An 18,698-nucleotide genomic window follows, 5' to 3' on the forward strand; every position below is an offset into this window, starting at 1 on the left:
CTTGATTTTTCAAATAGTGAAAAAAAATATTAATTTTGGCGGAATATGAAAAAATATCTTAGCCTATTGATTTTGTTGTTTGGAACTGTGTGTTTTTCACAAGACTATACCGCAGAAAAAAAATTATTGATAAAAGCAGAAAAAAACAAACAATTACTGAAAACAGATCCCGAAAAGGCGTTTTTGGAGATTCAGGAAATTATAAAAGATTCGCGGAAAATTAATGCAAATGAAGCTGAGATTAGAGCACTGCGAAACCTATATAATTACTATAGAAATCAAAATGATTTCGAAAACATGATCACTACTGCCAATTCTTTATTCCAAGTGTCTGAAAAATACAAAAAGCCAATATATCAAGCTTTTGCTAAAAGATTCCTTTTTGAATCTTATGCTTTTAGTGGCTTACCAGACAAGGGATTTGAGGAATTGGAAAAAGCATTGGAATTTGTTAACAAATCAGAAATTAAAGATTCGCTTTATTTTATAACCAAAGCTGATATATATATTGATTTTACAAATTATTATTCAATAAAAGAAGACTATAAAAATCAACTTAAATTCCTCAAACTATCTAGGCTAGAATTTGATCAAAATCCAGATCAAAAGAATAGAGATAAATTATTATACACCCATTACTCCAACTTGGCAGTAGTTTATTACCAGATGAAAAAACAGGATTCGGCAAAACATTTTGCGCTTCTTTCTCTTTCGCTGGAAAGAAATTATAAAAATGCAAATGTGCAACTTAATAATTTTCAGGTTTTAGGAGAAATCGCAATGAAAGAGAAAATATACCACAAATCACTTGCATATTTTAAGGAAGCAGAAAAATTAGTCGGATATAAAAATCATAATAATAATGAAAATCTGTATAAGAAGATTATTGAAGTATATAGCTACTTGAAACAAGAAGACTCGGTAGTAATTTATAAAACAAAAATAGATTCTTTAAAATTAAACATCACTGAAAATCAAAATAAATCACTACATAAGTTACTGAATGAAAAGAGCAATATAGATAAAAATTATATATATCTATTTGCCTTTGTGTTGAGCGCCATGCCTATAGCATTATTTTTCTTTATCAGAAAAAACAGAATCTTGAGTCGGCAGGAAAAAATAAATCAAGAATATTTATTACAAGCTTCTACAAGCCAAAACAGTGAAGATTATTCCAAATTAATAGCCATGCTGAAAAATAAGGATTTGGCATTTATGGCTTTTTTTGAAGAGGTGTTTCCTGATTTCACTGCTAAAATTTTAAAAATTTATCCAGAAGCTATTCAGTCTGAAATAGAGTTTTTCGCACTCTTAAAATTGAAATTATCTACCAATGATATTGCAAAGTATAAATTTATCGAACCCAAAACCGTACGGAATAAAAAATACCTCACAAAAAAGAAATTAAAAATTTCAAAAGAAACAGATATTTATCAATGGTTCAACGACTTGTAACCAAACAGTTGCATCGCCGAAAACACAAAGGACGTTTATGGGTCATCGCAAAACAAAGGCTCGGGACGGTTTTGAGTTGGTTGATATTTTTTTTATAAATGATTAAGAAGTAAAATTGCTTCAAATAATTAAATAAATCATTATGAACAAATTTTACCTAACAAAATTACAACTTTTTGTTTTCCTTCTTTTTACAGCAAATGCATTCTCACAATCGATTATTGTAAATCATCCACCCAATCCATCTACTGCAATTAACTCCTCTATTGGAAATGATAACAAAGGAATCTTTAGTGCAGACTCATTTAGTATTCTGCAAGGTTCTTTAGCTTTAGGAGAACTAACGCTATATGGAGCTGACGGCATTGGAGGTTTAGAAGAAGGCATCACCGGTTTTAATATTTATATTTTTAAAAATAATATAAATACTCCTTTAGGAAATCCCTCCGATGCAGCTGATGCGGTGTATGCCATCAAAAACATTCCGCTCTCAGCCTTTACATGGGAAAAAGGAGAGGGCATGGATTTTAAATTTACAATTCCTATGACAGCAGCCAATGGAGGAAACCAAGTTGTTCTAAATCCTGGAGAATATTGGCTTAGTGCTTTCCCAACAGTGGGTTATCCTGTTACCCAAGGTGCTTTCTGGCATTGGTACGGTTCTGCAGGTGCTTCTAATGAATCTGTATTTATAGATCCTGATAATTTGGCCAATGGAGGTTTTACGCAATGGACCCAATTGAGCACAATACTCGGTTATAAAATTTATGGATTAGCTTGGAAGTTAACAAACGAAGCGTTATTGGGGGTTGAGCCAGCAAACCTTGCGTCTGTTTCTGTTTATCCTAATCCAGTAAAAGATGTATTAAATATTACTTCTCAAAAAAAGGTTGAATCTGTTGATGTTTTCAATTTAACTGGACAAAAAGTAATCAATAATACTAGAATAATCAATAATCAAATAAATCTAAGTAATTTAATTTCTGGAACTTATTTCTTCAGAATTATCTTAGAAGGTGGAAAGATTGAAACCGTCAAGATTATAAAAAACTAAATACTCAATCAGATGATTAAAAAAGGAGACTGCAAAAAGTCTTCTTTTTTTGGTTTAAAAATCAATAATTTTAAATTTTATCACATTGAAAATACTTCTCCTCTTCTTATTTGAAATTCAAATGAGATTAAAAGCGAATCGTTTCTGATTATCACAAAAAGACAAAATTAATTTATACAAAGGGTTCTGTTTTACTATAAAGCTCAAATCAATAAACCGTTAGTATAAATTTCAAATTGTGCCCCGACTTACCATTTGATGATTCTAAAAATTTATTACTAATTTTGGCAAGTTGTACTTTTCTCCAGCAACGAGAGAAAGAAGAACCTTTAATTTAAAATCAAAAAATGGACAAACAAAATTTAGAATATATCACCTTTGGTGGTGGATGTTTTTGGTGCGTTGACAGCGTACTTGATTTACTAAAAGGAGTAGAATCTACGACTTCAGGATATGCAGGCGGACATAAAGAAAACCCTACTTATGAAGAAGTTTGCACAGGAGACACAGGTCATGCCGAAGTGGTACAAATGACTTATGATCCCCAAATTATCTCTTACGAGCAGTTGATGGATGTTTTCTTTTTCCTGCATGACCCTACCCAATTGAACAGACAAGGAGAAGATATTGGAACGCAATACCGCTCAGTGATTTTTTATAAAGATGATGCTGAAAAAGCTAAAGCCGAAGAAGCAATGAAAATCTCAGAAGCTTCTGGAAAGTACAGTACAAAATATGTAACTGAAATTACAAAACTCGAAAAATTTTGGCCTGCCGAACAATACCATCAAGGATATTATGAGGCGAATCCTACGCAACCTTTTTGCAGTGCTGTAGTTGGACCAAAAGTTGCGAAATTCAAAAAACATTATGGCGAATTGGGAATGCTAAAGCCCGAATAAGAACAATAATAAACGGATTTCGGATAATAAATAATTGCACAAAAAGCCCACTGAAAATTCATTCAGTGGGCTTTTTATATTTGGATATTTTTATTTTACCAAAGTCATTTCACTAATTAAGTGACCTGCTTTTCCGTATTTTTCAATAGTCCAAAGAACCATTCTCACATCCACGTTTATGGTTTTTTGCCATTTTTTATCGAAGATAATATCTCCACTCAAGGCTTCGCTATTTCCATCGAATGCTAAACCTAGCAAATTACCTTCACCATCAAGAACTGGAGAACCAGAGTTTCCTCCTGTGATGTCATTATCCGTCAAGAAATTTACAGGCATAAACCCTTTTTTATCTTTATACTGACCGAAATCTTTTTTCTTCACCAAATCAAGGAATCTTTGAGGCAAATCAAATTCCTCATCACCTTTTTTATATTTAGCTACCATTCCGTTGATATCTGTGTAGTAGTTATTTTTTTCTTTGATTCCAAAGTAATTTCTATCAGTTCTTTCTGGAAGAGTTGTCACCTTACCAGTAGTCAATCTCATGGTAGAGTTCGCATCTGGATAGAACGCTGTGTTTGGTTGAGATTTTCTAAGACCGTCTAAAAACAATCTGCTATTTTTAGCAAAAGCATCATCAACTTTAGCAAATTTTTCACCGCTTAATTTTTGATCTGTAACAAAACCGTTAGCCAATTTCAATAATGGATCAGCGTCGATTTTCAAACGATCTGGATTATTTACAAAATCCATTGCAGATTCCTTAGTAGCAAAAATTGAAGAAAAAGCTACGTTCGAAAGGTTCTTTGCATCAGCAGCAAACAAGGTTGGTGAACCTACTTCTTTATTAACTCTTTGTTGATAAAGGCTTACCATAGCGTTCAACATATCACCTTCCAGCTTAATGTTTACACCATCATATAACCTATCAATTGCATCAGTTACTTTGGTTTTCATTGCAGCTTTCCCGGCTTCGTCTTGATCAGCATAAGTATGCATCAATGAACCTAATTGGTACGCAACTGTAATATATTTCGCATTTCTCTGCAACTGTGAAGAATAATTTCTTTCTACATTACGATCAGAAACTTGCGCATAGTTCGATTTAATATCTTGTAAAATCCCACCATATACTTCAATATTTTCTGGCATCAAAGCCCAAGTTTGGAATTTTTCTTCTAAAGCTTGTTTCTCTGCAATCGTACCGTTTTTGATCACTGCATCGATGGTACCTTGTCTGTTTTTCCAGTAATTGGCTACAGAAGCATATTGGGAAGCATAATCAAGTTTGGTTGCCTGATCTTTGTCCATGTAAACTTTCATTACATCCATGGCAACTTTAGAAGCTTCTACCCATGCCGGATAATCTTTAGTAACCATTTGTTCAATACCGAAAGAAGTCAAAAATCTATTTGTTCTTCCTGGATACCCTAAGATCATTGCAAAATCTCCTGGTTTATATCCTCTCATTGAAATAGGAAGCGCATGTTTTGGTGTCATTGGAACGTTGCTCGGAGAATATTCTGCAGGATTACCGTTCGCATCTGCATATACTCTGAACACAGAAAAATCTACCGTATGTCTTGGCCACTCCCAGTTATCGGTATCGCCACCAAATTTCCCTAATGCATTTGGAGGAGTTCCCACCAATCTAACATCTTTAAAATCCTGATAAACAAAATAATAGAATTCATTTCCGTTATAGAAATCTTTTACTACAACCGTATATTTTCCGTTTTCTGAGTTTTCAGCTTGGATTAATTTATACTCTGCGTTGATGATCGTATTTCTATCTTCGGCAGACATATTATTGTTGAGTTTGGCATTGATTCTTTTAGAAACATCGTCCATTCTTACCATAAATCTTACAGAAAGTCCTTTTGAAGGAAGTTCTTCGCTTTTTTTCATTGCCCAGAAACCATTGGTTAAATGGTCATTTTCTGGAGTTGAAAGCGCTGCAATATTTCCGTAGCCACAGTGGTGATTGGTAAATAACAATCCTTCTTTAGAAACCATTTCTGCAGTACAGCCTCCGCCGAACTGTACAATAGCGTCTTTTAAACTAGAATTGTTTACAGAGTAAATTTCTTCGGGAGTTAATTTTAAGCCTTCTCTTTTAAGATCTACTCCATTCAGTCTTTTGATCATGCTCAAAAGCCACATTCCCTCATCTGCTTTCAATTGCAGGAAACTCATCATAAATGTGAGTAATAAAAAAATTCTTTTCATTTAATAATTTATTTAAGGCGCTAATTTAAGAAATTCATTTTACTTGGTAGGTAACAAAAAAATGGATGAGATTTTTCTCATCCATTTAAATAAAAAATTAAATAATTTAATGATTAATTTTTAATCAATTTAGTGTTTTCAACAGCTCCATTACCGTAATACACTTGTAAAATATAAGTTCCTTTCGCTAAAGAAGAAACATTAACTTTCCCTGTTGTTTTGGTTGTTTGTACTCTTTTTCCTGAAAGGTCAATAATATTAACAGCCTGAATTTCTTTGTTTGAAGTAACAGTTACAACATCAGATGCTGGGTTTGGATAAACTTTTAAGCTTGATTTAACAGCATTATCAGCAACCGCTAAACTCAAATTACCATTAAATTTAAGGATTCCTTTTGTTCCTGTTGGACCATCAGAAAACTGACCTGCCCAACCTGTAGTAGCATTTAAGAATCCTAAAGTACCTCTTTGTTCACCACTATCAATGTTTATCCAGGTTTTACCACCGTCGGTTGAGTAAGCAGAACCCATGAACTCATCACTACTGGAATTGATTCCCGTTGTAACATAAGTATTTTCTGTTCCTGGGACATAAGTGATATCACCAAAATACCAAGTACCAGTAGTTTCAATTTCTACCCAATTCGCTCCTCCATCTGTACTCGAATAGATTCCTGCACTTGGAGTTGAGCCCGCTGTTTGACCGTCAACAGCAATTAAAATACCATTATTAGCATCTTTAAAAGCCATGCTTCCTGTAGATCCTGTAGTAATCACTCCACCGAAATCAAGAACTGGGCTATAATGTCCAGTCCAAGTAGTTCCACGGTTAGCAGAATGTAAAATACGACCAATACTTGTACCTACCCAAATATTATCTCCCACTACTTTTTTTAATCCTACATAAGTAAATTCATCATCATTCTCAGGTACAAGTGCTCCAGCAACAGATGTCCATGTTGTTCCACCATTGCTTGTTTTAAACATTTCGAATTTTCCATTTAAAGGATCCCCACTAGACCAGCCATTATTAGCATCCCAGAAATAAACATGGTTTGCAAATGAACCAGCAGTATAACCAATGGTTTGCTGAGACCAGCTCGTTCCTCCATTAGTTGTTTTCCACATTCTATTTGCATTACTTCCAGTATTAAACGGTGCAGTAACGACCCAAGCAGTATTACCATCAATTGCAGCAATATCAGAAACTAAAGCATTTGATCCTGGACCAGTAATATTGGTAGCAGTCCAAGTAGAACCGCCATTTGTAGTTCTAGTAACAATTTTAGGATAAGTTCCTCCGCCAGCTCCATCATAAGCAGATGCCCACACGGTATTTGCATCCACAACCACCACTTCTTTAACACCAGTATTAGCAGGGAATTTAGTAGCTTGATCCACCCAAGATTGCGCTTGTGATACCATAGAAACTAGTGCGAAACCAGTTAGTAAAATTTTCTTCATAATATTAAAAGTTAATTGATTTTTTGTAAAAGTATATATTTTACAAACAAAAACCAAAAATATATGTCACTTTTTTAATATTAAAAGAAAAACACTGAGAATGTAGCATTTTCAGTGTTTAAATATTCAAGAGCAAAACAACCTAATTAACAGCCTTTTAAAATTAAACTTTCAGCATTTCAGTATGTGGAATATCATCTTCTAAATAGCTTTTACCTGTCGAAATAAATCCAAATCCTGTATAAAAAGAAAGAAGATAGTCCTGTGCTGAAATCCGTATTGCATTTTTTGGATATCTCGCTTCAATAGTATTTATTGCAAACCTCATCAATGATTTTCCTAAATTCATCTTTCTAAATTTTTGATGAGTTAAGACCCGACCGATAGAACTTTCGGGATATTTTATTCCGGGCTCGAAAATTCTGCAATAAGCAACAACTTCACCTTTGCTTTCTGCCCAAAGATGAATCGCTTGGGAATCATAACCATCAACTTCTGGATAAGGACAGTTCTGTTCTACCACAAAAACATCGATTCTTACCTTTAAAATTTGATATAACTTCTTGGTTGAAAGTTGATCGAACGTCTTAATGTTCCAAATGAAATTCTCCATCTTTAAACTAGCAATAAGTTGATCGTTAAAATTTAATATGATTATGCATCAAGAATTCATTTGTTTTGGTAATGAAATCAAGTATCGCCTCACCTCCCGTTTTTTTCTCGGCAGAGGTCACATAGATTTCAGGCAGATCTTCCCAAGTCTTCAGAAGTTCCGATTTGTAGTGCTCAACATTTTTAGCGATTACCGTAGGCTTCAACTTATCCGCCTTGGTAAATACTATTGAAAAAGGTATTCCGTTTTCACCACACCATTCAATAAATTCAATATCGATAGCTTGGGGAGTATGTCGGGAATCAATTAAAATAAAAAGATTGACTAAGTTTTTTCGATTCAGTATATAATTGGTAATTAATTTTTCGAAATCTTTGCGCATACTTTTTGAAACCCTAGCATAACCATAACCTGGCAAATCGGTAAGAGACCAACTTTCATTAATGATAAAATTATTAATAAGTTGGGTTTTACCTGGAGTTCCAGAAGTTTTTGCTAAATACTTATGATTCATCAACGCATTAATTAGCGATGATTTCCCAACATTTGATCTTCCAATAAATGCATATTCTGGCATGGTTGGTTCAGGACAATCTTGCCATCTATCACTGCTTTTTACAAATTCTGCTGTCTTGATAATCATAATTAGTTTCTTAATAAAATGTAACTCAATAAAAAATGGAAGAATAAACTTCCATTCAACTATTTCTTTTGTTTTTGTAACCAAGAATACAATAGGTCATTAAATTCTTTTGGCTTTTCCATCATTGCCGCGTGTCCACATTCATCAATCCAATACAAGTCCGAGTTGGGTAATGATTTATGCATATCAATTGCCACTTCTGGCGGTGTCACGTTATCTTGCTTCCCCCAAATTAAACAAACTGGTGTTGTGATTTTTGGTAAATCATTCAACATATTGTGTTTAATGGCACTTCTTGCTAACATCACTGTTTTAATTCCTTTCATTCTGTCGTTCACCACAGCGAAAACCTCTTCTACCAACTCATTGGTTGCAACCTTTGGATCAAAAAAAACTTCTTCGGTTTTCTTTCTAATATAATCTTTATCGCTTTTTCGAGGAAAACTATCACCAAACGATCTTTCATATAAACCGGAACTACCAGTAAGGACTAAATTTTTAACCAATTCTGGTCTAGCCAAAGTAAGAATTAATCCTACATGACCTCCCATCGAATTACCCACTATTGTCGCTGGCCCCCCAACTTTTTCTTCAATAAATTTCGCAACATATTTTGCGATTGTTGTAAGATTGGTATTAAGAACCGGCAAATCATATATAGGGAGTACAGGAACAAAAACTTGGTATCCTCTCTCTGAAAAGTAATCAACAGTATCATCGAAATTACTTAAACCACCCATTAAACCATGTAATAAAATTACAGGGTCACCTTCTCCAGCTTCTATAAAAGCGAACTTCTTGTCCTTTTTTGTTTTAAATATCATAAATATTACGCTATAAGCGTTTGCAAAAATACAAATTAAACGCCAAAATCACTTTATTTAGCATTATTTATATATTAAATTTAAGATATTTTCACTGAACTACCAACTTTTACAAAAAAAAATCAAAACAACTTATTAACTTCTTTTTAATCAATACTTTAATCCTAAACCCAAAACTTATTAACATTAAGTCAAAAAGTGGGAAAAAGTGGGAGGCTTTGGAAATTTTTCTATAAATTTGTCACCAAATGAAGAATTTCATCGGAACATATGAATGCAGAATAGACGACAAAGGTCGGCTGAAACTCCCTTCATCACTGGTAAAACAGATGGAGGATTTTGGCGATGACTCCTTTGTGGTTAAACGCGCTGTATTTCAACCATGTCTTGAAGTTTACCCAATGAAAGGCTGGGAACAACTGATGAACAAACTCAATACACTTAACCGCTTCATTAAGAAAAACGCAGATTTTATCCGAATGTTTACGGCCGGAGTAAAAATCGTAGAACCTGATAATGCGGGTCGTTTACAAATCTCAAAAGACCTTACGCACTTTGCAAACCTTCGAAAAGAAATTGTAATTACCAGTGCAGGCGAACTTTTTGAAATCTGGGATAAAGAGGCGTATGAAAAAGTAATCACTACTTCAGAAGAAGATTTTGCAAAATTGGCTGAAGACGTGATGGGAACTATCAGTTTCGAAGAGGAACAGTAAAACGTTCGAAGAAATTTTTAATTAAAAACACCTAGAAAAAATGTATCACAATCCTGTTTTGCTGAAGAAAAGTGTCGATGATCTGGTAACAAATCCAGACGGCATCTACGTGGACTGTACTTTCGGTGGCGGAGGTCACTCGCGTGAAATCCTGAGCAGACTTTCTGAAAAAGGCAAATTGTACGCTTTCGACCAAGATTTGGATGCACTTAAAAATAATATCGATGACCCACGATTTACGCTTATTAATCAAAATTTCAGATTTTTAGAAAATGCATTAATGATGTATGGAGTTTCACAAGTTGATGGGATCTTAGCCGATTTCGGTGTTTCTTCTCATCAATTTGACGAAGCAGAAAGAGGCTTTTCGACAAGAAGCAATGCGCCACTCGATATGCGAATGAACGTGATGCAGCTTCTGGATGCCAAAAAAGTAATTAATGAATATGAAGAAGAGCATCTCGCCGACATTTTTTACCAATACGGTGAAATTCGGGAATCGCGTAAGCTTGCAAGAGAAATCGTTAACCATAGAAAACTGAAACCCATTGAAACGACAGAAGATTTAAAAAAACTCTTCAGTTACATTCCTCAGTTTAAGCAAAATAAAGTTTACGCACAGATTTTCCAAGCAATCAGAATCGAAGTTAACCAAGAACTGGAAGTCATAAAAGAATTGTTGGTTCAGGCACACAAAATATTGAAACCAGGCGGAAGATTAGTTGCGATTTCTTACCACTCTTTAGAAGATCGTTTAGTTAAAAGATTTCTGAAAAACGGAATGTTCGAAGGCGAACCAGCCCGAGATATTTATGGGAATTATCACAAGACATTTGATCTTTTGCAAACAAAAGCGATCGTTCCAGATGGTGAAGAAATTAAAGAAAACTCACGCGCAAGAAGTGCAAAATTAAGAACAGGTATAAAGATATAAGAAATTGGCAATAAGCGATCAGTAATATAATTACCCATTGCTAATGACTCATTACAGTGATATGGCAAAAAGACCAACAAATCGTCCACAGAAAAAACTCACTTTTATTGATATTGTAAAAGGGAATTTTTTGAATCGTGATGAAGTGACCATTCATTACAGGTATTTTTTGCTGGTGTTCTTTTTATTAATGATTATGATTTACAGCAATCACTTAGTAAGCAAGAAAATTGAACATGTTAATGTTTTAAAAGAGCAAACCGAAGAGTTTAAATCGAGAAATGCGTTTGCACAAAGCAGGCTCATTAAAGTAAAATTAGAATCAGAATTAGGAAAAGAAATGGTGCAGGATTCCTTGCTATCATTAGAAAATCATCCTCACAAAATATTGATAAAACTAGATAGTTTAGATGGCAGTACAAAATGAATTTGAAAAAAAACGCTCAAACACATTGAGATGGGGCTACCTTTTTACAGGGTTTGCCTTCGTTTTGTTTGTGGTGTTTCTTGCTAGAATTCTATTTTTACAAAACACCAATGTACAGGAAATCAAAGATGATTACATCAATAAAAATTATCGCGAAGCTACTTTAAAAGCAGCTCGCGGAAATCTCTATGCTTCGGACGGCTCCATCCTAGCGACTACCGTAATGCGTTATGATGTTTATCTGGATTTTAAAATCATTAAAGACACTGTTTACTCAAACAATATTAGCGCTTTAACAGATTCATTATCAAAAATGTTTGGCAAGCCAAGAAGCTATTTCAGAGATCGATTTGATCAGCAGAAAAAAGCAAAAAATCAATACTACCCTTTGGTTAAAGGACTTGATTTTGATGATTACGATCGAATTCGCCAATTCCCAATTTTTAAGAAAGGTAAAAACAGAGGTGGTTTTATCGTTGATCGAAATTATAAAAGAGAATTAGCAACCACCCAAATTGGAGCGGGAACCATCGGGATGGATAATAATATTTCAAAATCAGGTCTTGAAGGTGCTTTTTCTAAATTCTTGACTGGAACCGACGGAACACGATTAGAGCAACGAGTTAATTCCAGCCAATGGAAACCAATCGATTATTGGAAAGTTAATGAACCAATCGATGGCCAGGATGTTTACACCACTATTGACATCCGAATTCAAGATATTGTTCATTCTGCTTTAGAAAAACAATTGGTAAAATTTGAAGCAGAACACGGTACCGTTTTGGTTATGGAAGTCGCCACCGGAAAAATTAAAGCCATGGTAAATCTTCGAAGAACAGAACCAGGGATTTATGTGGATGCTTACAATTACGCGATAAAAGATAATATCGAACCGGGATCTACTTTTAAAACCATTTCATTATTAGCCGCAATGGATGATGGTTTCATAAATGAACATACCACCGTAAACGTTGGAAACGGCGTTTGGACTTACGCTAAACAAAGAATTTCTGATGGACATGGTGGAGGAACTTATGAAATTTCAGATGTTCTGGCAAAATCAAGCAACGTAGGAACAGCTAAGTTGATTACTCAATATTATGCGGATAAACCACAGGTATTTTTAGATCACTTGCGCCGTTGGAAACTCTTTGATAAAATGGACATTGAACTTCCAGGAATTACAAAACCAAGAATTTTAACTCCTAAAAGTACAACTTGGAATGCTGCAACCTTGGCTTCAATTTCTTACGGATACGCAACCAATATTAATCTTTTACAGTTAACCACCTTTTACAATGGTATTGCAAATAAAGGCAAAATGCTGGAACCTCTTTTTATAGAAAAAATAGCAAAAGACGGCAGAACACTTTATGAAGCGAAACCCAAAGTAATGGTCAATAAAATGGCTTCGGAAAATGCGATTAAAATGATGACAAACGCATTAACGCAAGCCGTAGAGAAAGGAACAGGAAAAAGTATTTTCACACCAAATTTAAAAATGGCAGGAAAAACAGGAACTGCAAGATTTGAATATTGGCTTCCTGGACCTATGAAATACCGCGCTTCTTTCGCTGGATTTTATCCTGCCGATAATCCAAAATATACTTGCTATGTAATGATTAGCGAGCCCAATACTTCAATAAGTTTTTATGGAGCAACCGTTGCCGCACCCGTTTTCAAAGAAATCGCTGGGAAAACTTTCTTGAAAACACCACAGAATATCGAGAAAGAAATGTTGGTTGAGAAAAAAGTAGATCTCAGTAAAATGATTGAGCCAACGGTAAACGTTGCAGTAACAGATAGAATGATGCCCAATGTAACTGGCTTAATCGGGAAAAACATTATTCCACAATTAGAAAACCAAGGCTATCGTGTTGATTATAAAGGAGTCGGAAAAATAAAAGAACAGTTCCCACTAGAAGGAACCATTATTAATAAAAACCAAAGAATTTATCTGCAATTGCAGAATTAAATAAGAGCCAAGTAAAAAGAGCCGAGAAGGCAATATTAATTATGTTTTTAAAAGAATTATTAAATAGAATCCCAGTTTTAGAAATAATCGGAAATGAAAATCCCGATGTTTCCGAAATCGTTTTCGACAGCAGAAAAGTTGTTGAGAACTCACTGTATGTTGCCATCAAAGGAACGGTTTCGGACGGGCACTCTTATATTAATTCTTCTATTGAAAAAGGTGCGAAAGTAATTATCTGCGAAGATTTACCAGAAACTTTAAATAACGAAATTACTTTCATTAAAGTAAAAGATGCATCAAAAACCTTGGGACATCTTGCTTCTAATTTTTATGGAAATCCTTCTTCTAAACTGAACCTCATCGGAATTACTGGAACTAACGGAAAAACTTCTGTTACTACTCTTCTGTTCGATATATTCAAAACTTTAGGTTTTAAATCCGCTTTAATTTCAACCGTTGAATATAGAATTGCCGACGAAATTATTCCGTCAACTCATACCACTCCCGATGTTTTAATTTTAAATAAAATCTTGGCAAAAGCGGTAGGAACTGGTTGTGAATATGCTTTCATGGAAGTTTCTTCCCACGGCATTCATCAGCACAGAACCGAAGGTTTACAATTTAAAATCGCAGGTTTTACCAATATTACCCATGATCATTTAGATTATCACAAAACGTTTGAAGAATATCTTAAAACGAAAAAAAGATTTTTCGATGGGTTAAACCCAGAAGCAATTGCTATTACGAATGTTGATGACAAAAACGGAAACGTAATGCTTCAAAATACCAAAGCAAAAAAGAAATCTTACGCTTTGAAAACAATGGCAGATTTCCATGGGAAAATCACAGAAATTGATTTTAATGGGATGCTTCTCAACTTTAATGGAAAAGAATTCTGGACCACTTTAACAGGAAAATTTAACGCTTACAATTTGCTTCTTGCGTATGCAGTTGCGATTGAATGCGGTTTTCATAAAGATGATATTTTACCGGCAATCTCACAATTAAAAAGAGTGAACGGCAGATTTGAAACTTTAAAATCTGACGGCGGAATTTTCTTCGTTGTCGATTATGCGCACACTCCCGATGCTTTAGAAAATGTATTGGATTCTATCAATGATATCCGGACCAAAAACGAAAGGCTGATCACCGTATTTGGTTGCGGCGGAGACAGGGATCATGCGAAACGTCCTGAAATGGGAAAAATCGCAACGAGAAAATCTACGCTGGCCATCATCACTTCCGATAATCCAAGAACTGAAGATCCTGCAGAAATCATCAAAGAAATTGAAGCAGGCGTAGAACCTCAAAACTTCAGCAAATACACTTCTATTCCTGACCGGAGAGAAGCGATTAAAATGGCAATTAAATTTGCAGAACCGAAAGACATTGTCGTAGTAGCCGGCAAAGGACACGAAACTTATCAGGAAATCAATGGCGTGAAAAACCATTTTGATGATAAGGAAACCATTATGGAGCTGGCAAGGCTCATGTCGAAATAATTATCAACTGAAAGATTAAATAAAACATTATGTTATATTACCTTTTCGAATATCTGAACAGCCACGGAATTCACGTTCCTGGAATGGGAATGTTTAAATTCATCTCTTTCCGTGCAGGAATGGCAGTTTTGCTTTCCCTCCTAATCGCTTTGGTTTTTGGTAAGAAAATCATCAACTATCTGCGAAATAAACAGATGGGCGAATTAGTACGCGATTTAGGCTTAGAAGGTCAAAAGCAAAAAGAAGGTACGCCGACCATGGGTGGTTTAATTATCATTTTGGCCACGCTGATTCCGGTTTTACTTTTCACCAGAATTCTGAACGTATATATCGTTTTGCTAATTGTATCTGTACTTTGGATGGGTGCAATCGGCTTTATCGACGACTATTTAAAGAAAATCAAAAAAAATAAAGACGGGCTCAGCGGGAAATTCAAAGTAATTGGACAGGTTGGTCTGGGTTTAATCGTTGGAGTTACCATGTATTTCCATCCTGATATTACGGTGAAAAGAAAATATGCAGATGCCAAAGAAGTCAACCGAAACAACGTGGAAGCCAACTTTATGCCGACCGAAAAATCCACCGTTTCTACCGTTCCATTTGTAAAAAACAACGAGTTTGATTATAGTGGAATTTTATTTTGGATGACTCCGGAAAAAGCACACGAATGGGCTTGGATCGTTTTCATCCCAATAGTAATTTTTATCGTTACTGCGGTTTCCAATGGCGCCAATATTTCCGATGGAATCGATGGTCTCGCCGCAGGAACAAGTGTCGTCATCCTATTAACTTTATCATTTTTTGCCTACCTCTCGGGGAATATCATTTTTGCAGATTATCTCAATATTATGTTCCTGCCAAATATGGGTGAAACCACCATTTTTGCACTCGCTTTAGTTGGTGCTGTTATTGGTTTTTTCTGGTACAATACGTATCCGGCTCAAGTATTCATGGGTGATACCGGAAGTTTAATGTTGGGTGGTGTAATTGCTGTTTTGGCAATTATTCTTAGAAAAGAATTGCTGATTCCTGTTTTATGTGGAATTTTCTTAATTGAAAACCTGTCTGTGGTATTACAAGTAGGAGTCTTTAAATATAGAAAAAGAAAATACGGATTAGAGTACGCTCAGAACAACAGATTGTTCAAAATGTCTCCTCTCCATCATCATTATCAAAAAGAAGGATATCACGAAAGCAAAATCGTAAACCGAATGATCATCATCGGGGTGATGTTTGCCATTATTTGTTTAATCACATTGAAAGTTAGATAAAAGAAAGCAGGAAGTTGGAAGCTTGAAGTCTGTAGTTTAAACATGGAACTTGAAACTTTGAACATTAAACCCTCGAACTTTGAATTAAAAGATATGAAAATAGTTGTTTTAGGTGGCGGAGAAAGCGGCGTGGGTGCAGCATATTTAGCAAAGAAGAAAGGCATGAATGTTTTTCTTTCGGATAAAGGTGCGATAAAAGACGACTACAAAAAACAGTTGATCGAAGCTGGAATTGAGTTCGAAGAAGGACAGCACGACGAAGCAAGAATTCTTCAAGCAGATTGGATTATAAAATCTCCAGGCATTCCCAAGAAAGCCGATATTATTTCTAAAATCAATAAAAAAGGAATTCGCCTCTCTTCGGAAATTGAATTTGCAGCAGAATTTACCAAAGCCAAAATTATAGCAATTACTGGAAGCAACGGAAAAACGACCACCACTTCATTGATCTATCATATTTTAAAAAATGATCATTTGAAAGTTGGTTTAGCAGGAAATATCGGGAAAAGCTTTGCCAGACAAGTTGCAGATGAGGATTTCGATTATTATGTTTTGGAAGTGAGTTCTTTCCAATTAGATGATATTCAGAATTTCCGACCGTTTATTTCTTTGTTATTGAATTTGAGTCAAGATCACCTTGACCAGTATAATTACAATTATGAAGATTATGCAATGGCAAAATTCAGAATTGCAGAAAATCAGGAAAATGATAATTTCTTTATCTACAATAAAGATGATGAAATGAGCATGAATCTGTTGGAAAAATTAGCGATCAGAGCAAAGAAGATTCCGTTTTCTACCAAAGAGCATTTAAGTGAAGGTGGTTGTATTAATGATGACAAAATCACGGTCAACATTGAAGACGAATTTTCAATGAAAATCGCAGAACTTTCTTTAGTTGGAAATCACAATATCGCCAATAGTTTAGCCGCTTCTATTGCCAGTAAAATACTGAATATCAGCAATGAAAGCATTCGAAATTCATTAATGACTTTTCAGGCAGTTGAGCATCGTTTAGAGCAAGTTGCCCAAATTAATGGAGTCACTTTTATTAATGACAGCAAAGCTACAAATGTGAATGCGACTTACTTTGCTTTGGAAAGCATGAATCAACCAACCATTTGGATCGTAGGCGGTGTTGACAAAGGAAATGACTATACCGAGATAGAAAATTTAGTTAAAAGAAAAGTAAAAGCAATTGTCTGTTTAGGACTTGATAATCAGAAAATAATCGATTTCTTTAAAGATAAAAAAGAGACCATTTACAGCACTTCCAGCATAGAAGAAGCAGTAAGCGTTTCGAAATCTTTAGCAGAAAAAGGAGATACCGTTTTGCTTTCCCCATGTTGCGCAAGTTTCGATTTATTCGACAATTATGAAGACCGCGGAAATCAATTTAAAAAAGAAGTATTAAAAAACCAATAGCCATTGGCAAATAGCAAAAAATGCAGGAAAGAGAAAACAAATTCGAACTACTAAAAGGCGACAAAGTGCTGTGGAGTGTGATCTTATTGATTTCGTTCTTCTCGGTATTCCCCGTTTATTCTGCAAGTTCTAATTTGGAATATATTGTGAACAGCGGAACCACCACTTCGCACCTCATCAAGCACACCTTTTTTGTAGTGCTCGGTTTGGCATTTATGCGTGGGGTCGGTCTTTTTAAATATGAATACATCGGAAAACTCAGCAGTATTCTTTTAGGATTTACCGTAATATTACTTGGATTAACGATGGTTACCGGTCAAACAATTGATGGTGCGTCTGCCTCACGTTGGCTGAAAATTCCGGGAACACCGATTTCTTTCCAGCCCTCTTCTTTTGCTTATTTAATGTTGATTATTTACCTCTGCAGATACTTAACAAAGGCCATCAAAAGAGAACGGCTCCCGATTGAAAATATATTTTACATTTTCGGACCAGTTCTATTGGTCTTTGGTTTGGTCGCAAAAGACAATGGCTCAACAGCTTTAATGATATTAATGGTGTCATTAATCGTGATGATTATCGGTCAGTTAAATAAAAAATACATCTTCGGATTTCTCGGGATTTCATCGGTTGCAATAGGAATTTTTATGTTCTTGGCTTTAAAAACAGATCTTATCGGAAGCAACCGTGTTCACACTTGGATGAGCCGTGTAGAAACATTTACCAAAAAAGAAAGTCAAATTGAAGACGAAGCAGATAAAGCAAAAAATTATCAGGTCATGCAAGCCAAAGCCGCCATCGTTCACGGTGGAATTACCGGTATGGGTCCCGGGAAAAGTGCTCTAAAACAAATGCTTCCTCAGTCTGCTTCAGATTTTATTTTCGCCATTATTGTTGAAGAATATGGTTTTATTGGAGCAACAGTTTTAATTGCGCTCTACTTAATAATGATTATCCGAATCGTAATGATTGCCAGTAAAATGCCAGCCTTCTTTGGGAGTCTTCTGGTTCTAAGTCTCGGGACGATGATTTTTGTGCAACTTGCAGTAAATATTGCAGTCGCCATTAATCTGATTCCGGTTACAGGACAGCCTTTGCCATTAATAAGTTATGGTGGAACTTCGATGTTGGTAACCTATATTCAATTAGGAATTATCCTCAATGTAAGTTCAAGAATTCAGGTTTATGACGAAGAAGGAATGGGAAAAAAACAGAGTATTGAAGAAATAAATGATATTGCTTAAATATAATTAATAATTGAT

The 18,698-nt window shown here is 35.0% G+C and carries 16 protein-coding genes; 11 read left to right on the forward strand and 5 right to left on the reverse strand.

Translation table 11 applies throughout. The annotated features are described in order from the left end of the window. Positions 1–327: 327 nt before the first annotated feature. From WBY99_RS05245 to msrA, 3 genes are all read left to right on the forward strand, one after another. Positions 328–1,458, forward strand: coding sequence for a hypothetical protein (locus WBY99_RS05245; RefSeq protein WP_423975283.1), 1,131 nt, complete (start codon positions 328–330; stop codon positions 1,456–1,458). A gap of 142 nt (positions 1,459–1,600) precedes the next feature. Then, a complete protein-coding gene (locus WBY99_RS05250) occupies positions 1,601–2,512 on the forward strand; it encodes a T9SS type A sorting domain-containing protein (RefSeq protein WP_423975284.1) in 912 nt (303 codons plus the stop codon). A 347-nt stretch (positions 2,513–2,859) separates the two neighbouring features. Next, a complete protein-coding gene (gene msrA, locus WBY99_RS05255) occupies positions 2,860–3,414 on the forward strand; it encodes a peptide-methionine (S)-S-oxide reductase MsrA (protein ID WP_423975285.1) in 555 nt (184 codons plus the stop codon). 90 nt (positions 3,415–3,504) lie between these two features. On the opposite strand, the gene WBY99_RS05260 is transcribed toward msrA, so the two are convergent. From WBY99_RS05260 to WBY99_RS05280, 5 genes are all read right to left on the reverse strand, one after another. Continuing rightward, positions 3,505–5,643 (reverse strand): S46 family peptidase, encoded by a 2,139-nt coding sequence (locus WBY99_RS05260; protein ID WP_423975286.1) that lies wholly within the window; start codon positions 5,641–5,643, stop codon positions 3,505–3,507. 113 nt (positions 5,644–5,756) lie between these two features. After that, positions 5,757–7,106, reverse strand: a complete 1,350-nt coding sequence (locus tag WBY99_RS05265) for a T9SS type A sorting domain-containing protein (protein WP_423975287.1) — start codon at positions 7,104–7,106, stop codon at positions 5,757–5,759. 163 nt (positions 7,107–7,269) lie between these two features. Next, positions 7,270–7,719, reverse strand: a complete 450-nt coding sequence (locus WBY99_RS05270) for a GNAT family N-acetyltransferase (protein WP_423975288.1) — start codon at positions 7,717–7,719, stop codon at positions 7,270–7,272. A 25-nt stretch (positions 7,720–7,744) separates the two neighbouring features. Beyond that, a complete protein-coding gene (yihA, locus tag WBY99_RS05275; RefSeq protein ID WP_423975289.1) occupies positions 7,745–8,362 on the reverse strand; it encodes a ribosome biogenesis GTP-binding protein YihA/YsxC in 618 nt (205 codons plus the stop codon). A 59-nt stretch (positions 8,363–8,421) separates the two neighbouring features. Further along, complete coding sequence (locus tag WBY99_RS05280) at positions 8,422–9,186, reverse strand: alpha/beta fold hydrolase (protein ID WP_423975290.1); 765 nt, start codon at positions 9,184–9,186, stop codon at positions 8,422–8,424. A gap of 248 nt (positions 9,187–9,434) precedes the next feature. Here WBY99_RS05280 and mraZ point away from each other — a divergent pair, with 248 nt between their 5' ends. The 8 genes from mraZ to WBY99_RS05320 all read left to right on the forward strand — a co-directional run bounded on the left by mraZ (position 9,435) and on the right by WBY99_RS05320 (position 18,680). Then, positions 9,435–9,902 carry a division/cell wall cluster transcriptional repressor MraZ gene (gene mraZ / locus WBY99_RS05285; protein WP_423975291.1) on the forward strand — a complete coding sequence of 156 codons (468 nt, stop codon included), beginning with the start codon at positions 9,435–9,437 and terminating at the stop codon, positions 9,900–9,902. Between the two features lie 40 nt (positions 9,903–9,942). Continuing rightward, a complete protein-coding gene (rsmH, locus tag WBY99_RS05290; protein ID WP_423975292.1) occupies positions 9,943–10,836 on the forward strand; it encodes a 16S rRNA (cytosine(1402)-N(4))-methyltransferase RsmH in 894 nt (297 codons plus the stop codon). A 61-nt stretch (positions 10,837–10,897) separates the two neighbouring features. Continuing rightward, a complete protein-coding gene (locus WBY99_RS05295) occupies positions 10,898–11,263 on the forward strand; it encodes an FtsL-like putative cell division protein (protein ID WP_423975320.1) in 366 nt (121 codons plus the stop codon). Beyond that, the gene (locus WBY99_RS05300; RefSeq protein WP_423975293.1) at positions 11,247–13,238 is read left to right on the forward strand and encodes a penicillin-binding transpeptidase domain-containing protein; all 1,992 of its coding nucleotides are present in this window, start codon (positions 11,247–11,249) and stop codon (positions 13,236–13,238) included. Before WBY99_RS05295 ends, WBY99_RS05300 begins: the two co-directional genes overlap by 17 nt. Before the next feature lie 41 nt (positions 13,239–13,279). Next, positions 13,280–14,740 (forward strand): UDP-N-acetylmuramoyl-L-alanyl-D-glutamate--2,6-diaminopimelate ligase, encoded by a 1,461-nt coding sequence (locus WBY99_RS05305; RefSeq protein WP_423975294.1) that lies wholly within the window; start codon positions 13,280–13,282, stop codon positions 14,738–14,740. Positions 14,741–14,769: 29 nt separating this feature from the next. Further along, the gene (mraY, locus tag WBY99_RS05310; protein ID WP_423975295.1) at positions 14,770–16,011 is read left to right on the forward strand and encodes a phospho-N-acetylmuramoyl-pentapeptide-transferase; all 1,242 of its coding nucleotides are present in this window, start codon (positions 14,770–14,772) and stop codon (positions 16,009–16,011) included. Between the two features lie 93 nt (positions 16,012–16,104). After that, entirely contained in the window at positions 16,105–17,436 is a 1,332-nt protein-coding gene (gene murD / locus WBY99_RS05315) for a UDP-N-acetylmuramoyl-L-alanine--D-glutamate ligase (protein WP_423975296.1), read from the forward strand. Between the two features lie 20 nt (positions 17,437–17,456). Then, complete coding sequence (locus tag WBY99_RS05320) at positions 17,457–18,680, forward strand: FtsW/RodA/SpoVE family cell cycle protein (RefSeq protein WP_423975297.1); 1,224 nt, start codon at positions 17,457–17,459, stop codon at positions 18,678–18,680. Positions 18,681–18,698 lie beyond the last annotated feature (18 nt).

It is taken from the genome of Kaistella sp., assembly GCF_049588135.1.
In the GTDB taxonomy this organism is placed as follows: Bacteria; Bacteroidota; Bacteroidia; order Flavobacteriales; family Weeksellaceae; genus Kaistella.

Coding starts and splice junctions, on each gene's coding strand:
- msrA (WP_423975285.1), top strand. CDS start 2,860: ATGGACAAACAAAATTTAGAATATATCACCTTTGGTGGTGGATGTTTT.
- WBY99_RS05270 (WP_423975288.1), bottom strand. CDS start 7,719: ATGGAGAATTTCATTTGGAACATTAAGACGTTCGATCAACTTTCAACC.
- mraZ (WP_423975291.1), top strand. CDS start 9,435: ATGAAGAATTTCATCGGAACATATGAATGCAGAATAGACGACAAAGGT.
- WBY99_RS05320 (WP_423975297.1), top strand. CDS start 17,457: ATGCAGGAAAGAGAAAACAAATTCGAACTACTAAAAGGCGACAAAGTG.
- WBY99_RS05265 (WP_423975287.1), bottom strand. CDS start 7,106: ATGAAGAAAATTTTACTAACTGGTTTCGCACTAGTTTCTATGGTATCA.
- WBY99_RS05260 (WP_423975286.1), bottom strand. CDS start 5,643: ATGAAAAGAATTTTTTTATTACTCACATTTATGATGAGTTTCCTGCAA.
- rsmH (WP_423975292.1), top strand. CDS start 9,943: ATGTATCACAATCCTGTTTTGCTGAAGAAAAGTGTCGATGATCTGGTA.
- WBY99_RS05250 (WP_423975284.1), top strand. CDS start 1,601: ATGAACAAATTTTACCTAACAAAATTACAACTTTTTGTTTTCCTTCTT.
- murD (WP_423975296.1), top strand. CDS start 16,105: ATGAAAATAGTTGTTTTAGGTGGCGGAGAAAGCGGCGTGGGTGCAGCA.
- WBY99_RS05300 (WP_423975293.1), top strand. CDS start 11,247: ATGGCAGTACAAAATGAATTTGAAAAAAAACGCTCAAACACATTGAGA.
- WBY99_RS05280 (WP_423975290.1), bottom strand. CDS start 9,186: ATGATATTTAAAACAAAAAAGGACAAGAAGTTCGCTTTTATAGAAGCT.
- mraY (WP_423975295.1), top strand. CDS start 14,770: ATGTTATATTACCTTTTCGAATATCTGAACAGCCACGGAATTCACGTT.
- yihA (WP_423975289.1), bottom strand. CDS start 8,362: ATGATTATCAAGACAGCAGAATTTGTAAAAAGCAGTGATAGATGGCAA.
- WBY99_RS05295 (WP_423975320.1), top strand. CDS start 10,898: ATGGCAAAAAGACCAACAAATCGTCCACAGAAAAAACTCACTTTTATT.
- WBY99_RS05305 (WP_423975294.1), top strand. CDS start 13,280: ATGTTTTTAAAAGAATTATTAAATAGAATCCCAGTTTTAGAAATAATC.